11 protein-coding genes and 3 pseudogenes are annotated in these 19,934 nt (G+C 55.6%); all 14 read right to left on the bottom strand.

Translation table 11 applies throughout. The annotated features are described in order from the left end of the window. Positions 1-12: 12 nt before the first annotated feature. The gene (locus ACMGF5_RS21340) at positions 13-3,147 is read right to left on the bottom strand and encodes an RHS repeat-associated core domain-containing protein (protein WP_414157172.1); all 3,135 of its coding nucleotides are present in this window, start codon (positions 3,145-3,147) and stop codon (positions 13-15) included. A 192-nt stretch (positions 3,148-3,339) separates the two neighbouring features. Beyond that, positions 3,340-3,687 (bottom strand): annotated as a pseudogene (locus tag ACMGF5_RS21335) (hypothetical protein). 290 nt (positions 3,688-3,977) lie between these two features. Further along, positions 3,978-4,613, bottom strand: a complete 636-nt coding sequence (locus tag ACMGF5_RS21330; RefSeq protein WP_196914422.1) for an imm11 family protein — start codon at positions 4,611-4,613, stop codon at positions 3,978-3,980. Next, positions 4,610-7,321 (bottom strand): annotated as a pseudogene (locus tag ACMGF5_RS21325) (RHS repeat-associated core domain-containing protein); the annotation flags it as partial. The gene ACMGF5_RS21330 and the pseudogene ACMGF5_RS21325, both read right to left, overlap by 4 nt. A gap of 187 nt (positions 7,322-7,508) precedes the next feature. After that, positions 7,509-8,105, bottom strand: a complete 597-nt coding sequence (locus ACMGF5_RS21320) for a hypothetical protein (RefSeq protein ID WP_174141382.1) — start codon at positions 8,103-8,105, stop codon at positions 7,509-7,511. A 124-nt stretch (positions 8,106-8,229) separates the two neighbouring features. Then, positions 8,230-8,394 (bottom strand): hypothetical protein, encoded by a 165-nt coding sequence (locus tag ACMGF5_RS21315; protein ID WP_231386198.1) that lies wholly within the window; start codon positions 8,392-8,394, stop codon positions 8,230-8,232. Between the two features lie 297 nt (positions 8,395-8,691). Further along, positions 8,692-9,360 carry an Imm26 family immunity protein gene (locus tag ACMGF5_RS21310; protein ID WP_414157171.1) on the bottom strand — a complete coding sequence of 223 codons (669 nt, stop codon included), beginning with the start codon at positions 9,358-9,360 and terminating at the stop codon, positions 8,692-8,694. A gap of 8 nt (positions 9,361-9,368) precedes the next feature. Then, entirely contained in the window at positions 9,369-9,626 is a 258-nt protein-coding gene (locus ACMGF5_RS21305) for a hypothetical protein (RefSeq protein ID WP_414157170.1), read from the bottom strand. Between the two features lie 159 nt (positions 9,627-9,785). Next, positions 9,786-12,047 (bottom strand): annotated as a pseudogene (locus tag ACMGF5_RS21300) (RHS repeat-associated core domain-containing protein); the annotation flags it as partial. 181 nt (positions 12,048-12,228) lie between these two features. Beyond that, complete coding sequence (locus ACMGF5_RS21295) at positions 12,229-12,720, bottom strand: SMI1/KNR4 family protein (RefSeq protein WP_414157169.1); 492 nt, start codon at positions 12,718-12,720, stop codon at positions 12,229-12,231. 14 nt (positions 12,721-12,734) lie between these two features. Then, positions 12,735-16,955, bottom strand: a complete 4,221-nt coding sequence (locus ACMGF5_RS21290) for an RHS repeat-associated core domain-containing protein (RefSeq protein ID WP_414157168.1) — start codon at positions 16,953-16,955, stop codon at positions 12,735-12,737. A gap of 6 nt (positions 16,956-16,961) precedes the next feature. Beyond that, positions 16,962-17,429: a DcrB-related protein gene (locus tag ACMGF5_RS21285; RefSeq protein WP_039602378.1), complete on the bottom strand. Its 468-nt coding sequence runs from the start codon at positions 17,427-17,429 to the stop codon at positions 16,962-16,964. 36 nt (positions 17,430-17,465) lie between these two features. Then, a complete protein-coding gene (locus tag ACMGF5_RS21280; protein ID WP_039602379.1) occupies positions 17,466-18,050 on the bottom strand; it encodes a DcrB-related protein in 585 nt (194 codons plus the stop codon). Positions 18,051-18,060: 10 nt separating this feature from the next. Continuing rightward, entirely contained in the window at positions 18,061-19,917 is a 1,857-nt protein-coding gene (gene tssI, locus ACMGF5_RS21275) for a type VI secretion system tip protein TssI/VgrG (RefSeq protein ID WP_414157167.1), read from the bottom strand. Positions 19,918-19,934: the final 17 nt, after the last annotated feature.

Below are 19,934 nucleotides of genomic sequence, written 5' to 3'. Positions count from 1 at the left end.
GTAATATTTATATTATTTAGCCGCTGCCCGTTTCGCAGCATCCGGAAGGACCCCAGCGTCGATCATCTCCTTGTACGCAACATTGAATTCGTCCCTTAATGTACCGCTAAAGCCTAACGACTTGCGCCTTGCCCGCTGCATGGCAGAGATCATAGCATGCGACTCGCCAGAACTACTTATGAGCAGAATTGCTGGCGCACTATTCCTCTTATATCCTTTTACATTGAGCTTAGCCCATTCATGCTGGATAAAGTGGTGTGACTGCACGAAATCATCCGCAGCAATATTCTTATTACCCACAGCCCTGTTCACTTGAGGTGATAAATTGCCGTGAGCATCAACGTCACCAGCTTTGTATCCGCCAGGCCTATTGCAAGCCCAGCCCCACGGATCCACCCAGCTAGTGGGATTCGGGACGTACCGATACAGATTGAGCCCACCATCTATACCCATCGGGTCTAGCGTAACAAAGCGCCCCACCAAGGGATCGTAATAACGGAACGTGTTGTAATGCAGCCCTGTCTCATCATCTTGATACTGCCCTTGGAATCGCAGATTCTGCTCGACCTCATTGATCGTCAGCTGCTCGATCGCTCCCCAAGACCGATACGTCGCCTGCCAAACAATCCTACCCTCGCTATCCGTCAGCTCCAGCGGCGTACCAATCTGATCGGTATGGAAGTAATAGATCTTCTGCTCATCCCCTTCCGCCTGATCCACCCGCGCCAACGGCGCATAGCTACCCGGCTCATAGAGATACAGAATGCTCTGCCCCGGCGTCTCCTCGCGCAGCATCCTCAGCCCTTGCCAGAGGAAATGCTTCTGCTCCGTCGCGCCTTCGATTTCAGCGGTTTTGGCAATCCGTCGCCCCAGGCTGTCATAGCGATAAGTGCCCGTACTTTCCAGCTTGCCGTTGACCAGAGTTTCGGCACGCACCAGTCGGTTCTCGCAGTCATAGCTAAAGCTCTGAAGCTTGCTATGCCCCGAGCGCTTCTCAATCAGGTTGCCCCACGGGTCGTAGCGGTACTCCTGATCCCGCCAGCGCTTGATACGGTTGTCCTTGACCTTCTCCAACTGCCGCGCATTGAAGTCCAGGCGGTTGGCGGCCGGGTCGTAGCGGAACTCTTCGCTGCCCACCAATGATCCGGTGTCGCGGCTGTGCAACTGGCCGTTGGCTTCGTACTCGTACTTGATCTCGCCGCGCAGCTTGTCCAGCGTGCGTACCAATTCGCCCGCCGGGTCGTATTGGTAGCGACGGTGGATCGGGTTGTAGGCGTGCTCCACCAGCAGTGAGGTGTTGATGCCGGGGTTCTGCACTTGCGACAGCTTTTCTGCAGGCAGGGTAGACGCAAACTGCCAAGCCTTGCGCCCCATGGCGTCGTAGCCAAAGCAACTGGTGAGCTTGCCCTGCGTGCGGTACACCTCGCGGTGCAGGTCATCGCGTTCCATGTCGCTGATGATCTGGCCGTCCAGGTTCAGCTGGTGCAGGTGCCCGCTGCCGTAGTACAGGTGGTTGACCTTGCGCCCGTCCGGCAAGGTCAGCGTGGTCAGGTTGCTCAGTGGGTCGTATTCGTAGCCGAGTACGCCTTGCGGTGTGATTTCCTGGGTCAGTCGGCCCAGCAGGTCATAGCTGTACTCCAGCTTTTCTTCGGCGATGCCCAGCTGCTTACCGATGCTGGTTGGGTGTCGCTCAATGCTCAACAACCGGTCTACTTCGTCGTATGCATAATCCTGACGGGCATCACGGTTGAGCTTGGCCATCAGCCGGCCAATGGGGTCGCGCTCGAACAGCGTTTCGCGTTGCGGCTGCTCACCGTTCTCGCCGTAGCCAATTTCGTCCAGCCGGGTCAGATGGCCGCCGTCGTTGTAGGTGAAGCGCCGCGTCAGGTTGTCCACCCGCACTTCTTCCACCAGCCGGTCCGAGGCATCGTAGGCAAAGCTGTACGTCGCGTTGTTCTCGTTAACCAGCGCGGTAAGGCGTATGGCCTTGTCGTACTCGTAGCGAATCCGCTGCCCTTTGGCATCCTGCCGGCTGCTCGGCAGTCCGCGTGCCGTGCGCAGCAGGCGCGTGGTCTGGCCTTTACCGTCGGTGTGGGTCAGCACCTGGCCGTACGGGTTGTAGGTAAAGGTCTCTGAGGTGCCATCCGGATGGCTGACCTTGACCACCTCCCCGTCCGGTTTGCGTTCCAGCGTGGTGGTTTGGTGCAGCGCATCCGTCACGGCCACCAGGTGCTGGCGGTCGTCGTAGCGGTAATAGGTATTCTTGCCCGAACAGTCCTGATACCGCTCGACCTGGGCAAGGGTGTTCCACCACAGGTACTTGGACTTGTAGGTTGCATCGATGATGGTATGCGGCAAACCATCTTCGCCATTGAGGTATTCGGTCAGGTGGCCCAGGGCATCGGTTTCGGCGAGCAGGTTACCCTTGTCGTCGTAGCGCGCCTGCCAGGTGCTGCCGTCCGGGTAGGTGACCTTGGTTACCAGGGTGGTCAGGTGGTGGTATTCGTAGGCGATGGTGCGGCCCAGCGGGTCGGTCTCTTCGAGCAGGCGGGCGTATTCGTCGTACTTGAAGTGCAGCTGGTTGCCGTCCGGCAGGGTCAGGCCGACCATGTTGCCGTAGTCGTCCAGCGCGATGGCGTAACGCTCACCGCCGTAGTCGCGGCTGGCGAACACGCGGTGGTCGGCGTTGTACTGCACCTCCAGCTCGCGGCCGAGTACGTCCGTGGCCCAGCTGATGCGCTGGGCGAAGTCGTAGCGGAAATGGAAGTGTTCGCCGTCGCTGGTCCAGTGCTCGACCACGCGGGGCTGGCCGTCGAGGGTTTCCCAACGATAATGGCAGGTCAGGCCCAGGGCATTGCTGTGGCTTGCCATTACGCCGTCTGCGTAGCTGAAGCTGCGTACGGTGTCGCCGTTGCGGTTGATCACCGTGCTGAGCTGGCCGTGTTCGTCGTAGCGGTATTGAGCCAGGGTTTCGACCGCTTCGTTGTTCACCACCCGTTTGATGTCGGTCAGCCGGCCCAGCGGATGGTCGTAGTGCAGGTGCACGCGGGTGCCGCCGGTGGCGCTGATGTCGGTCAGCGTGCCTTCGGCGGTGCGGGTGAAGTGCAGGAAGTGGCCGAGGGCGTTTTCGATGCGTTGCAGCGGCACGTCTCAAAATGAGATTCCAGTGACTGGCTATTACACCTGAGCCCTAACAAAATAAACAAAAAAGGGACCATTACAGCCCCTTCTAATTTCAATAACCCCATTTATTAAAGATCATATCGCAACACCACACCATTTGATCAAGAACTTTTCGACACCTAAGCCAGCCATACCGGAGGCACAGACCACCTCCGATCAGCCATAAACATTTTCCTCTTGTGCTTTGTCAATGAAAATATCTTGCAAATCACCTTGAATCTCTTCGCTGTCGCAACTTAATACAAAATCCCCCACCAGGTTATCTGGATAATGAACCCCATCTAAGGTTCCGAGAATGACGGAGGCGCTATCTGCAATGACCAGCTTGAGAAAACCAATAACATCTTGCTTTTGAGTGTTGTCAAGTAGTGACAAAGCATTTCGTGCACGCGCATATGCATCATCATCCTTGTTGACTGGCTTTAGGAGCGCCTCTTTGTATTATTCAAAGTTTTTGTAAAAAAGCTCGCCAAACACTGCCTCTACAAACTGGTTGTCTTTCATGCCACACAACTTTTTATTTACGCACCCCAGGATACATTAATTTATTTAGAGCTATCAGCTCATGAAATTCTGAATTCGTGACATCCGAATAAACGCGCCATAGCTCCTAAGACCCCGCACCACAAAATCTATCCTCGTTGTGCTAATTTTCAGCATTAAGCGCCAGAAAAAAACAACGCTGGCCCTGCCACTGGCTAGGCCGCACCAACCCAGCTGCATATTTTTAAGGATCTGGCGTAATGAACAACAATAGAAAATACCTTACTCCTTGCAAAACACACTCAAAACCTTCAAATATCTCTCAACTCAGTCCATGCATCATACGAGTAAGTATCATCAACTATTTCAAACGAAACACCCTTCAAGCCAGTTGCCGCTGACTTAAAGCTCTCACTACAAAATAGCTCTAAGGTTTCCTGGCATCTAAAAATTTCCGACTGCAGCTCCGGGGAAACCACAAACTTACTTATAGCATCAATATTCACAGCCCCAGGATATATATGACTTTCAATTTCGAGGCCGGTTTCCAGGTCCTTGGATGTCTCGAACAACGACTCAGCCTTATCCAGAGCCGCCAAACTTTCACCAGGAAGGAAAATAAAAAAATCTCCTTTTCTAGACTGTTCCTTATAGGTTATCTCCAAAGGAATAGCCTTGTACTTTCCCCCGACCTTATCGCAAACCTCTAAAAACCTTTTAGAAACATAGGTATCACCTATGCTATAGTAATCAAACTCTAACTCAGATAACTCCATTTCCAATCCGGACAGCTTTAAAACATATTTCTTTTCTACACTCAACCCCATAGGGTTTGGTTCAAATGGATCCCATTCAAATTCAGTACAATTAAAGAAGCCCGACAGCACGACTGGACAGCCACTATCTTTCGGATTATAGCGCAAAACGTAATAATTGGAACTACTCACAAAAGCCTCCCAGTGATCGCATCCACTACAAATGTATTATTTGTAAGGTTTTCTCTCGCGAAACTTTGAATTTTACCTATACCTAAGACCAATTGCGTATCAGAAATCTTACCAGCCCTAAAGGCGTCATTCAAAGCAGAAACCTTAGTCTCCACGATCTTAGTATATTTAGCATGATTTGACCAATGCCCAGGCAAATCTATATTTTGCGTTAACTTCTTACTACCCGGTAAAAATATACCATTGGAAGCACCATCATCATTAAAACCCATTGATCGAAGTTTGCTAAACATTTTCGCGTAACGAGGCTTTTTCATGATTTCTTCGGGGATTAAATGATGATTAGCCATTCCATCGCCCTTTCTGGCCCCCATGTTATTGCCCAGTTTCGTAGAGCACCACCCCAGGGGATCGATTTCTTGAATAGGATTTTCAGCGTACGAATATATATTCAAGCCGCCTGCCAAACCTATAGGATCCTGCGTCAAAAATCGGCCAACATTAGGATCATAGAACCTGAAAGTGTTGTAATGCAGCCCCGTTTCGCTATCAAAGTACTGGCCCTGGAACCGCAGATTCTGCTCGACCTCACTGATCTTCAGCTGCTCAATCGCCCCCCAAGACCGATACGTCGCCTGCCAGACAATCTCGCCCTGACTATCAGTCAGCTCCAGCGGCGTACCGATCTGATCGGTATGGAAGTAATAGACCTTCTGCCCTTCCCCTTCCGCCTGATCCACCCGCGCCAACGGCGCATAGCTACCCGGCTCATAGAGATACAGAATGCTCTGCCCCGGCGTCTCCTCACGCAACATCCTCAGCCCTTGCCAGAGGAAATGCTTCTGCTTCGTCGCGCCTTCGATTTCAGCGGTTTTGGCAATCCGCCGCCCTAGGCTGTCATAGCGATAAGTGCCCGTACTTTCCAGCTTGCCGTTGACCACTGTCTCAGCACGCACCAGCCGGTTCTCACAGTCATAGGCAAAGTTCTGCAGCTTGCTATGCCCCGAGCGCTTCTCGATCAGGTTGCCCCACGGATCGTAGCGGTACTCCTGATCGCGCCAACGCTTGATGCGGTTGTCCTTCACCTTCTCAAACTGCCGAGCGTTGAAGTCGAGCCTGTTGGCCGCCGGGTCATAGCGGAACTCTTCGCTGCCTACGAGGGAACCAGTATCGCGGCTGTGCAACTGGCCGTTGGCTTCGTACTCGTACTTGATCTCGCCACGCAATTTGTCGAGGGTGCGTACCAGTTCGCCCGCCGGGTCGTACTGGTAGCGACGGTGAATCGGGTTGTAGGCGTGCTCCACCAGCAGCGAGGTGTTGATGCCCGGGTTCTGCACTTGCGACAGCTTTTCTGCAGGCAGGGTAGACGCAAACTGCCACGCCTTGCGCCCCATGGCGTCGTAGCCAAAGCAACTGGTGAGCTTGCCCTGCGTGCGGTACACCTCGCGGTGCAGGTCATCGCGTTCCATGTCGCTGATGACCTGGCCGTCCAGGTTCAGCTGGTGCAGGTGCCCGCTGCCGTAGTACAGGTGGTTGACCTTGCGCACGTCTGGCAGGGTCAGCGTGGTCAGGTTGCTGAGCGGGTCGTACTCGTAGCCCAGCTTGCCGTTGGAGGTTATCTCCTGCGTCAGCCGGCCGAGCAAGTCGTACGCATATTCCAGCTTTTCCTCGGTGACCCCGAGCTGCTTGCCGGCATCCGTCGGGTGGCGTTGAATGCTCAGCAGCCGGTCGGCTTCGTCGTACTCGAAGGTTTGGCGTGCATCGCGGTTGACCTTGGCCAGCAAGCGGCCAATCGCATCGCGCTCAAATACGGTATCGCGCTCCGGGCGCTCGCCGTTTTCGCCATAGCCGATTTCGTCCAGGCGAACCAGATTGCCGCCAGCGTCATAACTGAAGCGCCGGGTCAGGTTGTCCACCCGCACTTCTTCACTCAGGCGGTCCGAGGCGTCATAGGCAAAGCGGTAGGCTGCGCTGTTCTCGTTGACCAGGGCGGTCAGGCGCAGCGCTTTGTCGTACTCGTAGCGAACCCACTGCCCTTTGGCATCCTGGCGGCTGCTGGGCAAACCGCGCGACGTACGCTGCAGCCGTGTGGTCTGGCCTTTGCCGTCGGTGTGGGTGAGCACTTGGCCAAGGGTGTTGTAGGTGAAGCTCTCTGCTGTGCCGTCCGGGTGGTGGATGCACAGCACTTCTCCATCCGGCTTGCGCTCCAGCGTGGTGGTCTGGTTCAGCGCGTCGGTGACGGCTATCAGGTGCTGACGCTCGTCATAGCGGTAGTACGTGCTCTTGCCCGAGCAGTCTTCAAAGCGCTCGACCTGGGCGAAGGTGTTCCACCACAGGTACTTGGACTTGAAGTTCGCATCGATGATCGTGTGCGGCAGGCCATCCTCACCGTTGAGGTACTCGGTCTTGTGGCCAAGTGGGTCGATCTCGGCAATCAGATTGCCTTTGCCGTCGTAACGGGACTTCCAGATACTGCCATCGGGGAAGCGGGTTTCAGTTACCAGTGGCGTGGCGAGGTGGTGTTTGTAGCTGATCTTGCGGCCCAGTGGATCGGTTTCCTCGACGAGCCTGCCAAAGTCATCGTACTTGAGCCCAAGGCGATTGCCGTCCGGCAAGGTGAAGCCGATGATGTTGCCGGACGCATCGAAGTCCATGCCGTAGCGCTCGCCGCCAAAGTCGCGGCTGGCGACGACGCGGTTGTCTTCGTTACAGCGGAGACCTGGTACCCAGAGCATATTTCAACTCAGTTACTCCATCATCAAATACGCGCTCACTACATGCTAAAGGTTCCACGCTCGCGATGATTTTCATTTCCAATTAATCTATATAGCTCCTCATGTAACGGTAGTGGGTGCTTCTGCCCGTGCGGTCTTAGAAGTGCTTGACCTTGCGAAATCAACCCCACGGAGCATATACAAATCCCTCATCAATTTTCTCAAAATAGAGCCCTATGAAACTATTTTTTAAGTATGCCTCTCTAAACACAGAAGAACAGACCATTTGTTTCAATTCTTCACAGTAGAATAAATCATACTCTACATCTGATCTCGGGGAAAACCTATCTATTCGAGCATATAATGGCAACATATGTTGGCGCTCGCTTTCTGGGCGCAAAAGTCCGTCACCCACCAATTCAAAAGTAGATCGATCAACATCTAGCAATGAACATCTACTAAGGACGCAGAAAAATCTATAATCCTTTTTAGGCTTCGCAGAGCCGCGAAGCGAAATCATCACAGGAATGCTCAGAAACTTACAATGAAAATTTTCGCACATTCGAATGAATTCCGATGACGCGAGATACTGCTCAAATATCACATCGACGTGAAGATTATTCAAGTCGGCTTTCATTTCATAGGAGCTTGAAAAATCCAATACGTCAGGATTCGCAATTACTTGATTGAACTCCGGCAATTCCGGGATCCACTTCTCATCAAAGAAAAGCGGAACATCGTCGCCTTCCGCAGCACTGAGCAGATAAAATTCTTTCATAAGAACTCACAGCAACCTAAAAGAGATGGATCGGTCTTAAACAGCCCGTTTTGAAGCCCGGAGCTCGCCCAGCTTTGAATATTTTTAACACCCAAAACCAGGGGCCGTCGAGGGTTTACCAGCGTTAATGGCAGGTCAGGCCCAGGGCATTACTGTGGCTTGCCATTACGCCGTCTGCGTAGCTGAAGCTGCGCACGGTGTCGCCGTTGCGGTTGATCACCGTGCTGAGCTGTCCGTGTTCGTCGTAGCGGTATTGAGCCAGGGTTTCCACGGCCTGCTTGTTGACCACCCGTTAGACCGGTCAGACGGCCCTCAAGAAAAATGGAAGCGAATGAAACAAAGTCGGCACCCGCCTCCGGTTCAACAATTTTAAAGATCGTCACTCAAGTATTTAATCAGCAGCTGAGCATCACTCTAAATCGACACCGAGACTCAAAGACTTACAGGAAGTGAAGAAAATAAAAACTTATACCATCGCAACTCATTTACCAGACCATCATCATCAAGCTACAGACAGGGCCAATACTGCATTCGAGTTTAAATTTCGCCCATGAAATAATTCAAAACGCCACGCCAACAATATAATTCAACTCACCTCAAAAAGCTCCTTAACATCTTCGTCGCCCATCTGCTCATAAGGAGGCAGGCCTAAAGAATCATTCTCTGATATTTTTTTCTCATCCTCATTTACATCAATACTTTTCAAGTCGAATGGTGGAGTACCAAACACAAACCTCAACCCATCTACTTTATCATCATTTTCTCCTTTCGCATTGCCGATCACAGACCATTCCCCCTCTCCCATTTCCAACAAGGAGAAAGTATCTAATATAACCGGGAATTTTTTTATTTTTTTTATGACAGATAACCCCTCACTGGGCGACGCAGCAGTCTCACAATAAATTTCAGAGACATAACCCAGCTCTATCTTTCTTATCAGCCTCGCAAACCCATACTCATTCTCATCAATCTTAAAAGCAAGGATATCGCCCGAAGTATATTTGATGGTTTTATTTTTGCGCAGTAAAGCATCCTCACATTTATCTGAGCCAGTTTCCATATCATCAAACAAGCCGGGGCCATTAACCTTGAGAGATAACTCAATCATATAACGTACTTCACCAAGCGCAGGACGTCTACCCAAGGATTCGAGATAAAGCTCCTGAAGCTCCTCCATCAGCTTCCCAATTCGGTCTAAAGGAATATCTCCGACAACTAATTCGTTATTTCCGGGCACATTCCACCATCCCATCATTAACCTCCTCAACAGGCAACGGCGCTCGACGTTGACTTCTTACCACCGAGACTAGATGTCTTTTCATTGTAGCTATTTTCGAAATATTGCTGTCGACTCGCTGATCTTGTTTTGCTTTGATGATCATAAGAGTTGATTTTGTTGCCTCTATTGCTATCCGATATTGCCTCACCTACAACACCAGTTTTAGTTCCATGATGCTCAATATAGGCTTGCTCATAGCCACGCGCCTGCCCGTAGGTTACATTACGATCAAGAACCTTCATCTTTCCGCCATTCAATCTGCCGCTGACAGCATGTTCACCACGGCGTCTCGTTACGTTATCAGTAATCCCAATATAGTAGGGATCTTTAACGCCTTTATCATACAAAGCGTAAACAAAATAACCAGGTGCAGTTTCCGCTACCCACCCTAATGGATCGACCTACGCTACAGCGTTGGGAGCATAGAAGTAAAGATTGGATCCACCATCAATTCCAATGGGATCTTGAGTGGTAAATCTACCTACTTCCGGATCGTAATATCGGAAAGTGTTGTAATTTAGACCATTTTCGCTATCAAAGTACTGGCCCTGGAAGCGCAGATTCTGCTCCACCTCATTAATCGTCACCTGCTCGATCGCGCCCCAAGAACGATACGTCGCCTGCCAAACAATCCCGCCCTGACTATCAGTCAGCTCCAGCGGCGTACCAATCTGATCGGTATGGAAGTAATAGATCTTCTGCTCTTCCCCTTCCGCCTGGTCAACCCGCGCTAACGGTGCATAGCTACCTGGCTCATAGAGATACAGAATGCTCTGCCCCGGCGTCTCCTCACGCAACATCCTTAGCCCTTGCCAGAGGAAGTGCTTCTGTTCCGAGGTGTCGCCGATTTCAGCGGTTTTGGCAATCCGCCGCCCCAGGCTGTCATAGCGATAAGTGCCCGTACTTTCCAGCTTGCCGTTGACCAGAGTTTCGGCACGCACCAGTCGGTTCTCGCAGTCATAGCTAAAGCTCTGAAGCTTGCTATGCCCCGAGCGCTTCTCAATCAGGTTGCCCCACGGGTCGTAGCGGTACTCCTGATCCCGCCAGCGCTTGATACGGTTGTCCTTGACCTTCTCCAACTGCCGCGCATTGAAGTCCAGGCGGTTGGCGGCCGGGTCGTAGCGGAACTCTTCGCTGCCCACCAATGATCCGGTGTCGCGGCTGTGCAACTGGCCGTTGGCTTCGTACTCGTACTTGATCTCGCCGCGCAGCTTGTCCAGCGTGCGTACCAATTCGCCCGCCGGGTCGTATTGGTAGCGACGGTGGATCGGGTTGTAGGCGTGCTCCACCAGCAGTGAGGTGTTGATGCCGGGGTTCTGCACTTGCGACAGCTTTTCTGCAGGCAGGGTAGACGCAAACTGCCAAGCCTTGCGCCCCATGGCGTCGTAGCCAAAGCAACTGGTGAGCTTGCCCTGCGTGCGGTACACCTCGCGGTGCAGGTCATCGCGTTCCATGTCGCTGATGATCTGGCCGTCCAGGTTCAGCTGGTGCAGGTGCCCGCTGCCGTAGTACAGGTGGTTGACCTTGCGCCCGTCTGGCAAGGTCAGCGTGGTCAGGTTGCTCAGTGGGTCGTATTCGTAGCCGAGTACGCCTTGCGGTGTGATTTCCTGAGTCAGTCGCCCCAGCAGGTCATAGCTGTACTCCAGCTTTTCTTCGGCGATGCCCAGCTGCTTACCGATGCTGGTTGGGTGTCGCTCAATGCTCAACAACCGGTCGACTTCGTCGTAGGCATAATCCTGACGGGCATCACGGTTGAGCTTGGCCATCAGCCGGCCAATGGGGTCGCGCTCGAACAGCGTTTCGCGTTGCGGCTGCTCACCGTTCTCGCCGTAGCCAATTTCGTCCAGCCGGGTCAGATGGCCGCCGTCGTTGTAGGTGAAGCGTCGCGTCAGGTTGTCCACCCGCACTTCTTCCACCAGCCGATCCGAGGCATCGTAAGCAAAGCTGTACGTCGCGTTGTTCTCGTTAACCAGCGCGGTAAGGCGTATGGCCTTGTCGTACTCGTAGCGAATCCGCTGCCCTTTGGCATCCTGCCGGCTGCTCGGCAGTCCGCGTGCCGTGCGCAGCAGGCGCGTGGTCTGGCCTTTGCCATCGGTGTGCGTCAGCACCTGGCCGTAAGGGTTGTAGGTGAAGGTTTCCGCCGTGCCGTCCGGATGGTTGACCTTGACCACCTCCCCGTCCGGTTTGCGTTCCAGCGTGGTGGTTTGGTGCAGCGCATCCGTCACGGCCACCAGGTGCTGGCGGTCGTCGTAGCGGTAATAGGTGTTTTTACCCGAACAGTCCTGATACCGCTCGACCTGGGCAAGGGTGTTCCACCACAGGTACTTGGACTTGTACGTCGCATCGATGATGGTATGCGGCAAACCATCTTCGCCGTTGAGGTACTCGGTCATCTGGCCCAGCGCATCGGTTTCGGCGAGCAGGTTGCCCTTGTCGTCGTAGCGCGCCTGCCAGGTGCTGCCGTCCGGGTAGGTGACCTTGGTTACCAGGGTGGTCAGCTGGTGGTATTCGTAGGCGATGGTGCGGCCCAGCGGGTCGGTCTCTTCGAGCAGGCGGGCGTATTCGTCGTACTTGAAGCCCAACTGGTTGCCGTCCGGCAGGGTCAGGCCGACCATGTTGCCGTAGTCGTCCAGCGCGATCGAGTAGCGCTCGCCGCCGTAGTCGGGCTGGCGATTACGCAGCGGTGATCGCCCACCCGGGTATAATTGTGGGTACTATGTGGTTACTCAGAAAGGGGCGAAGCACCCCTCCCTAAATTTAACTTTTTTTTAAAGATCAGGAAGCTTGAGAGTCCGTTAGACAGCATTCAAAGTAATTAACCCTTCGGCCGACTGAGATCACTCACTACAAATCAACTTCCGACTCGTCTTTGAGGCCCGATACAAACAACTCGAAAGAGCTTGTTAGCCAGCGATAGGCTCTCACGTGATTCTCGGCGACTGACAAATTAGGATCAAAACCGTCCACGGCAAAAAAACATACAAAACCTTCTACTAAATCGAGACAAAAAAAGTTTCCACCATCATCGATGGCGAAGGGCAAAATGGTGACAGGTATAACTTGTCGACCGGTCATCGCCAAATAGCAGCCCCCGATATATTTAGTCTCCAACTCATCTGCAACTCCAGAAGGAGCAATAGCTTTAAACCTCTTGACCCGAACAGGATCATAATCGTCGCCACTGTCCCACCAGTCTCTATCCGATACCCCACCATTATTAGCTAAAAAAAATTGTTTAAAAGAACTTGGCAATCGAGCAGAAAGCTGAGCTTCCAGGCGATCCAAATCATTATGATCAACTTCTCGCTCAGACCTTGAAAGTTTCACTTGCAGCATATTATCCTCTCAAATTAACACGTCGCAGCATTTGCTTTTGGCGCTCTACCTTTTAGCCATCCTTTGTCCTGAGAAATCGCAATGGCCTCTGATTTGCCATATTCTCCCGAACGCAATCCGAAGTGTTTTTCGAATTGAGATACTGACCCGCCGTGAGGGAATGTCGCTTCGTGCGCTGAAGTTTTTACCAGCTGCATCGTCGTCTTTCCGGTATTGGGATCAAAGTCATCTACATGGTGCCATGTATAATCATCGACAGCAGGGTTTGAACTCTTGATTCCTGCCTCTTTGAACGCTTGTGTAAAATCACGCCCCCTTGAACCTTGCATGGTTATGGTCACGATATTTTTCTGATTCCCGCTTACAGGGAACAAGTCAGGAGACCCAGTAAAGTCGACCCCTTTGTATGCCCATCCCCACGGATCAATCCAAACACAGGGATTTGGAGCGTACTGATAAAGGTTAACTCCACCTAACAGTGCGATTGGATCTTGAGTAACGAATCGACCATTCTCAGCATCATAGTATCTGAAGGTATTGTAGTGCAGCCCTGTCTCGTTATCGAAGTACTGCCCTTGAAACCGCAGGTACTGATCAACCTCATGGACGGCAAGCTGCTCAATCGCCCCCCACGACCGATACGTCGCCTGCCAGACAATCTCGCCCTGACTATCAGTCAGCTCCAGCGGCGTACCAATCTGATCGTTATGGAAGTAATAGATCTTCTGTTCTTCCCCTTCCGCCTGATCCACCCGTGCCAACGGCGCATAGCTACCCGGCTCATAGAGATACAGAATGCTCTGCCCCGGCGTCTCCTCACGCAGCATTCTCAGCCCTTGCCAGAGGAAGTGCTTCTGCTCCGTCGCGCCTTCGATTTCAGCGGTTTTGGCAATCCGCCGCCCCAAGCTGTCATAGCGATAAGTGCCCGTACTTTCCGGCTTGCCGTTGACCAGCGTTTCGGCACGCACCAGCCGGTTCTCACAGTCATAGGCAAAACTCTGAAGCTTGCTATGTCCCGAGCGCTTCTCGATCAGGTTGCCCCACGGGTCGTAGCGGTACTCCTGATCCCGCCAACGCTTGATACGGTTGTCCTTGACCTTCTCCAGCTGCCGCGCATTGAAGTCCAGGCGGTTGGCGGCCGGGTCATAGCGGAACTCTTCGCTACCTATAAGCGAGCCGGTATCGCGGCTATGCAACTGGCCGTTGGCTTCGTATTCGTACTTGATTTCGCCACGCAGCTTATCCAGCGTGCGTACCAATTCGCCCGCCGGGTCGTACTGGTAGCGACGGTGAATCGGGTTGTAGGCGTGCTCCACCAGCAGTGAGGTGTTGATGCCGGGGTTCTGCACTTGCGACAGCTTTTCTGCAGGCAGGGTAGACGCAAACTGCCAAGCCTTGCGCCCCATGGCGTCGTAGCCAAAGCAACTGGTGAGTTTGCCCTGCGTGCGGTACACCTCGCGGTGCAGGTCATCACGCTCCATGTCGCTGATGATCTGGCCGTCCAGGTTCAGCTGGTGCAGATGGCCGCTGCCGTAGTACAGATGGTTGACCTTGCGCCCGTCCGGCAGGGTCAGCGTAGTGAGGTTGCTCAGTGGGTCGTATTCGTAGCAGAGCACGCCCTGTGGGGTGATTTCCTGGGTCAGTCGCCCCAGCAGGTCGTAGGCGTATTCCAGCTTTTCTTCGGTGATGCCGAGTTGTTTGCCGATGCCGCTGGGTTGCCGCTGAATGCTTAGCAACCGGTCAACATCGTCATAGGCATAGTCTTGTCGCGCATCACGGTTGAGCTTGGCCATCAGCCGGCCAATGGGGTCGCGCTCGAACAGCGTTTCGCGTTGCGGCTGTTCACCGTTCTCACCGTAGCCAATTTCATCCAGCCGAGTCAGATGACCGCCGTCGTTGTAGGTGAAGCGCCGGGTCAGGTTGTCCACCCGCACTTCTTCAATCAGCCGGTCCGACGCATCGTAGGCAAAGCGGTACGGCATGCTGTTTTCGTTGACCAACGCGGTCAGGCGCACGGCCTTGTCGTACTCGTAGCGAACTTGCTGACCTTTGGCATCCTGGCGGCTGCTCGGCAGGCCTCGGGCGGTGCGCAGCAAACGCGTGGTCTGGCCCTTGCCATCGGTGTGGGTCAGCACCTGGCCGTAGACGTTGTAGGTAAACGTCTCTGCCGTGCCGTCCGGATGGTTGACCTTGACCACCTCCCCGTCCGGTTTGCGTTCCAGCGTGGTGGTCTGGTGCAGCGCATCCGTCACGGCCACCAGGTGCTGGCGGTCGTCGTAGCGGTAATAGGTGTTTTTACCCGAACAGTCCTGATACCGCTCGACCTGGGCAAGGGTGTTCCACCACAGGTACTTGGACTTGTACGTCGCATCGATGATGGTGTGCGGCAAACCATCTTCGCCATTGAGGTACTCGGTCAGGTGGCCAAGGGCATCGGTTTCGGCGAGCAGGTTGCCCTTGTCGTCGTAGCGCGCCTGCCAGGTGCTGCCGTCCGGGTAGGTGACCTTGGTTACCAGGGTGGTCAGCTGGTGGTATTCGTAGGCGATGGTGCGGCCCAGCGGGTCGGTCTCTTCGAGCAGGCGGGCGTATTCGTCGTACTTGAAGCCCAACTGGTTGCCGTCCGGCAGGGTCAGGCCGACCATGTTGCCGAAATCGTCCAGGTCGATGGCGTAGCGCTCACCGCCGTAGTCGCGGCTGGCGAACACGCGGTGGTCGGCGTTGTACTGCACCTCCAGCTCGCGGCCGAGTACGTCCGTGGCCCAGCTGATGCGCTGGGCGAAGTCGTAGCGGAAATGGAAGTGTTCGCCGTCGCTGGTCCAGTGCTCGACCACGCGGGGCTGGCCGTCGAGGGTTTCCCAACGGTAATGGCAGGTCAGGCCCAGGGCATTGCTGTGGCTTGCCATTACGCCGTCGGCGTAGCTGAAGCTGCGCACGGTGTCGCCGTTGCGGTTGATCACCGTGCTGAGCTGTCCGTGTTCGTCGTAGCGGTATTGAGCCAGGGTTTCGACCGCTTCGTTGTTCACCACCCGCTTGATGTCGGTCAGCCGGCCCAGCGGGTTGTCGTAATGCAGGTGCACGCGGGTGCCACCGGTGGCGCTGATGTCGGTCAGCGTGCCTTCGGCGGTGCGGGTGAAGTGCAGGAAGTGGCCGAGGGCGTTTTCGATGCGCTGCAGCGGCACGTCGGTGTCGGTGTCTGGCACTTCGCCGAAGTAGAAGAACAGGTTGTCCAGCGTCTGCAGAATGTAGTGGCCGCCCTCGGTGCACACCAGGTACACCTGCTCGTGCGGGTTGTAGATGCGTTCGCCCGGCTGCAGCGAGACGAACGGGACTTCGCGGCCTTGGTTGTCGGTGAGGTAGATGAAGCTGCCCTTGCGGCGCAGGCTTTGTTCCCACGGCAGTACCCAGCCGCGGCCGAGCACGCTGTCGACCATCAGGTCGCTGGCGTAGAAACGCGACCACTCGATGGGCATCAGGCCGGGCAGGCTGAAGTCGATTTCGTCGGGGATGAGTTTGCGGCCGGTGGTCAGGTCTACCGGGTTACCGGTCAGGGCGCCCATGGCCCGCTGCGCTACCGGTTCAACTACGTAGCGGCTGGCGACTTCGCCGGCTACAAAGCCTGCGGTGAACTTCAGGGCGCAGGGCATGACGGCTTTCATGCCGGCCTGGGTGCCGGCCTTGATCAGCTGGGCGATACCGCCGGCGGCACCGGCAACGGCCATCAGCACGTCTACGGTCGTGCGCAGCCATTTCGGGATTTCGTCGTCCACCGGCAGATAGCGGAATGTACCCCCGCCGATGATGACGTTGTCCGAGCCGCCGGAGATGGTCGCGCCGCAGGTCAACTTGTCGCCCTTGCGGGCCGCCGCCACGCTGTTGATGAAGACGTTGGTCGAGCCTTCGGCGATCTGTACGGGCCCTGGGTGCTTGTCACAGGCACCGATGCTTTTCTCGACCCGCGCGGCCTTGCGGCTGTTGATGAAGACGTTGGGTGAGGCAGTGGTTATCGTCCCTGAGGGGGATGAGAACATACTGCCTATCGCCTCCCCGGCCGCAGTCAGCAAGCTGCCTCCGATACCGGCCGCCATGCCGGCGAGCAAGGCCACGCCGAACCCGCAGGTGAAGGTGGCGATGGCCACCGTGGCCACCAGCGCGATGCCCAGGGCAGCCCCGATCAGGAAGCCCCCCAGAGCGCTAGTGTGCGAAATATCGTCGCCGAACCTGGCCGCTTCGAACATGAGGGGTTACTCCTGCTCGCCGGGCTCGGCGCTGGTCACGACGGGGTTGCGCGGGGTGAAGCTGGCCAGCAGGTTTGCCCAGTCCTCGTTCTGCTGAGGGCTGAAATCTGCCTGTGCGGTGGTCGAGAAGATCAGCGCACGTCCGGGGCTGATCAGGAAGGCTGCCTGGCGCTGATACAGCGGGCGGCCCTGGTTCATGTAGTAAGCGTCGATCTGGATGCCTGGGATAGGTGCGGTGGTCGACAGCGCAACGGCTTTGTTGCCCATGCGCGTGTATCCGCGCAGCTTGGACGTGAGCATCTTGATCTGTCGATCGACGTAAGCCTGCAGTGCTTCGTCGGGCAACAGCGTGTCGCGCGAAATGGTGATGCTCAAGGGCGCTGGCACACTGGCACCGAGAACGAACATGTTTACAGTGCGGTCATCAAACCCGTCCGGCAGCGAGATCCCGCCTTCTTGCAACTCATAGTCCATGCGATAAAAATTCCTGATAGCAAAATTGGGGATGGGTCAGCGCAGTGCCAGGCCATCGAGCATGCGGTCAAAGTCGGCGAGCCACAGGCTCAGGCCAGGCTTGGTCGGGTCGATCACGCAAGAAATGTCCAGCCATTGCAGATTGTCGCTGCCGGTAACAGGTACCAGCGCCCCCACCAGGCGACCGTGCCGGGTTTCGTGCCCAGCGTTGAAATGAAAGTCCACGGCCTTGGCCGGGTTACCCGCGACGCGGCAATCTTGCTGGCGAATCACCCGCAACTGCGGGTTCATTTCGCGCAAGGCCTGGATCGCGGCGTCGAACAGTTGCTCCAAGGTTTGCCTGGCGCGCACATCACGGCGGCGAATGTTGAGCGTGACCGGTTCACCTTCATGCTCGAGGGTGGTCTGGATATCACGGAATCGATAAGCCGTCGGGAACGCCAGATTGAAGCCACCGAAGGTGAAGCTGCTGGTAACGTCCTGCAAGGCGACAGGCACCGGTTCGGGCTCTGGCACTGGCTCAGGGTTGGCCGCAAGCTCGGCCAGCTCGGCGAGGCGCGCGGCCTCTTGCTGCGCTTCACGCTTGGCAGAAATGCGGTCGTAGATGGAGGGTTTGTACATCGGCCTGCCCTCAGTCGTTGATCCGCACTGCCGCGCCGGTGATCTGCGTGGTATCGGTACTGGTCGTGGTAATGACCTTGCCTTTGATTTCTATGCCTTCCGGCGTCAACTTGATGCTGCTTTCCCCTACCTGGAGGATGATGTGCTGCTTGGCGCCCACCTGAATGAACTGGTTATCTACCTGCAGGGTGTATGACCCTTCCTTGACGTTGACCACCGTGTTGTCCTTGATGGTCTCAGTGTGTGCGCCCCCCACCGTGATCGTCCGGTTGTTCCCCACATCATGGGTCTCATCCAGTTCGATCTCGGTGTCCATGTTGCGCTCGGCGTGCATGATGATCTGCTCGGCGCCGGCCTTGTCTTCGAAGCGGAAGAAGTTCGCGGTACCGCCGTCGCCCTTCATCGAGCGGGTCAGGAAGCCACTCTGGGTCTTGTTCGCCGGCAACGACCAGGGCGGGGTGTTGCTGCTGTTGTACAGGCTACCCATGATCAGCGGGCGGTCGGGATTGCCGTCGAGGAACACCACCACCACTTCGTCGCCGACGCGGGGGATCAAAATGCTGCCGAAGCCGCCGCTGGCACCGGACTGGGCGACGCGTACCCAGCAGGAGCTGTGATCGTTGTATTTGCCGTTGCGGTCCCAGTGGAACTGGATCTTCACCCGGCCCAGTTCGTCGGTGAAGATCTCCTCACCTGGCGGGCCGACGATGATGGCGGTCTGCGGGCCGGAGATGGTCGGCCGTGGGGTGCTCAGCTGCGGGCGGAACGGGATCTTCTTGCGCACGCAGGTGAAGGTGTTGAAATAGCTGGCCTGCTGGCCGCTGAGGTAGTTATTGTGGCCTTCACTTTCCACGCTCATCAGCAGGAATTGGCGGTCTTCAACGGCGCCTTGGTCGTGAGCGTAGTGCTGCAGTAATTCAAAGGTAAACCCAGGCTTCATGGCCCGGCAGTTACTGGCGCCTTCGAACTTCTTGCCGCGCAGTTCGAGGGCTTCGATACGCAGGCGCAGCAGCGTTTCGCCTTCGTCGTAGGTGCCGTGGGTGTACTGGCCGGGGAAGTCGTAGACCTCGAAGCTTTCCACCTCGCCCTGCTTGTTCTTGCTGTTCATCGCCACCGGCAGGCGGTTGCTCGGCTGGCGGTAGTCAAAGGTTTGCGTGGCCATCTTGCCGGCCTGCAACTGGCGGTTGCCGCTCCACTGGGTAATGGAGTCGGCGGTCTCGGTTACCGAGGCGCTGTGGAAGCGGATTTGCGGTTGCTCGGGGATGTCCACCAGCGTGCTGGAGTCATCGCAGATGATCATGGTGTGGCCTTCGGCGGTGTGCTCGAAGTAGTAGAACATCCCCTCTTCCTCCAGCAGGCGCTGGACGAAGTTGAAGTCGGTTTCGCGGTACTGGGTAATGTAGGTATAGCGCTTCTGTGGGCGGGTCAGGCGGAACTCATGACGGGAGAATGACGGGCACAGGGCGAACACTTCGGTGACCACTTCCTCGACCGTGTTGCCCTGGAAGATACGCGTGTCGAAGCGATTCTTGAGCATCGAGAACCACGGGTTGAGGGTGGCCGTGTAACGGGCCATGCCGCCGTCGCTGCCGATGTTGGAAAAGCGCGTGAGGTAGCCAGTGATGTACCGTGGACCGCCTTCGGCAAGCTCGATTTCAATGCTGACCAGTTGGCCCATCATCGACTTCAGTGGCACGCCAGAGTCTTCGCACACCAGCAGCAACTCGTAGTTGAAGGCCCGCGACAGGGCTTCGACGCCCTTGAACGTTTCCAGCAGCAGTTCCTGCTCTGGATTGGCCAGGTTATGAAACTTGAACAGGCGGCGGTTCTGCGGCGAAAGCAGCGCGGAGGCCAGGTCCATGATCATGCGAAATCTCCTTGAAA

The sequence above is a fragment of the Pseudomonas sp. BNK-15 genome (genome assembly GCF_047456105.1).
Taxonomy (GTDB): Bacteria; Pseudomonadota; Gammaproteobacteria; order Pseudomonadales; family Pseudomonadaceae; genus Aquipseudomonas; species Aquipseudomonas putida_E.
Note: the sequence above shows the minus strand (reverse complement) of the source record. Positions and strands in the feature narration are given on the sequence as shown.

Excerpts from the sequence above, each read along its gene's own strand:
- ACMGF5_RS21320 (WP_174141382.1), bottom strand. The coding sequence starts at position 8,105 with ATGAAAGAATTTTATCTGCTCAGTGCTGCGGAAGGCGACGATGTTCCG.
- ACMGF5_RS21310 (WP_414157171.1), bottom strand. The coding sequence starts at position 9,360 with ATGATGGGATGGTGGAATGTGCCCGGAAATAACGAATTAGTTGTCGGA.
- ACMGF5_RS21305 (WP_414157170.1), bottom strand. The coding sequence starts at position 9,626 with ATGAAGGTTCTTGATCGTAATGTAACCTACGGGCAGGCGCGTGGCTAT.
- ACMGF5_RS21295 (WP_414157169.1), bottom strand. The coding sequence starts at position 12,720 with ATGCTGCAAGTGAAACTTTCAAGGTCTGAGCGAGAAGTTGATCATAAT.
- ACMGF5_RS21290 (WP_414157168.1), bottom strand. The coding sequence starts at position 16,955 with ATGTTCGAAGCGGCCAGGTTCGGCGACGATATTTCGCACACTAGCGCT.
- ACMGF5_RS21285 (WP_039602378.1), bottom strand. The coding sequence starts at position 17,429 with ATGGACTATGAGTTGCAAGAAGGCGGGATCTCGCTGCCGGACGGGTTT.
- ACMGF5_RS21280 (WP_039602379.1), bottom strand. The coding sequence starts at position 18,050 with ATGTACAAACCCTCCATCTACGACCGCATTTCTGCCAAGCGTGAAGCG.
- tssI (WP_414157167.1), bottom strand. The coding sequence starts at position 19,917 with ATGATCATGGACCTGGCCTCCGCGCTGCTTTCGCCGCAGAACCGCCGC.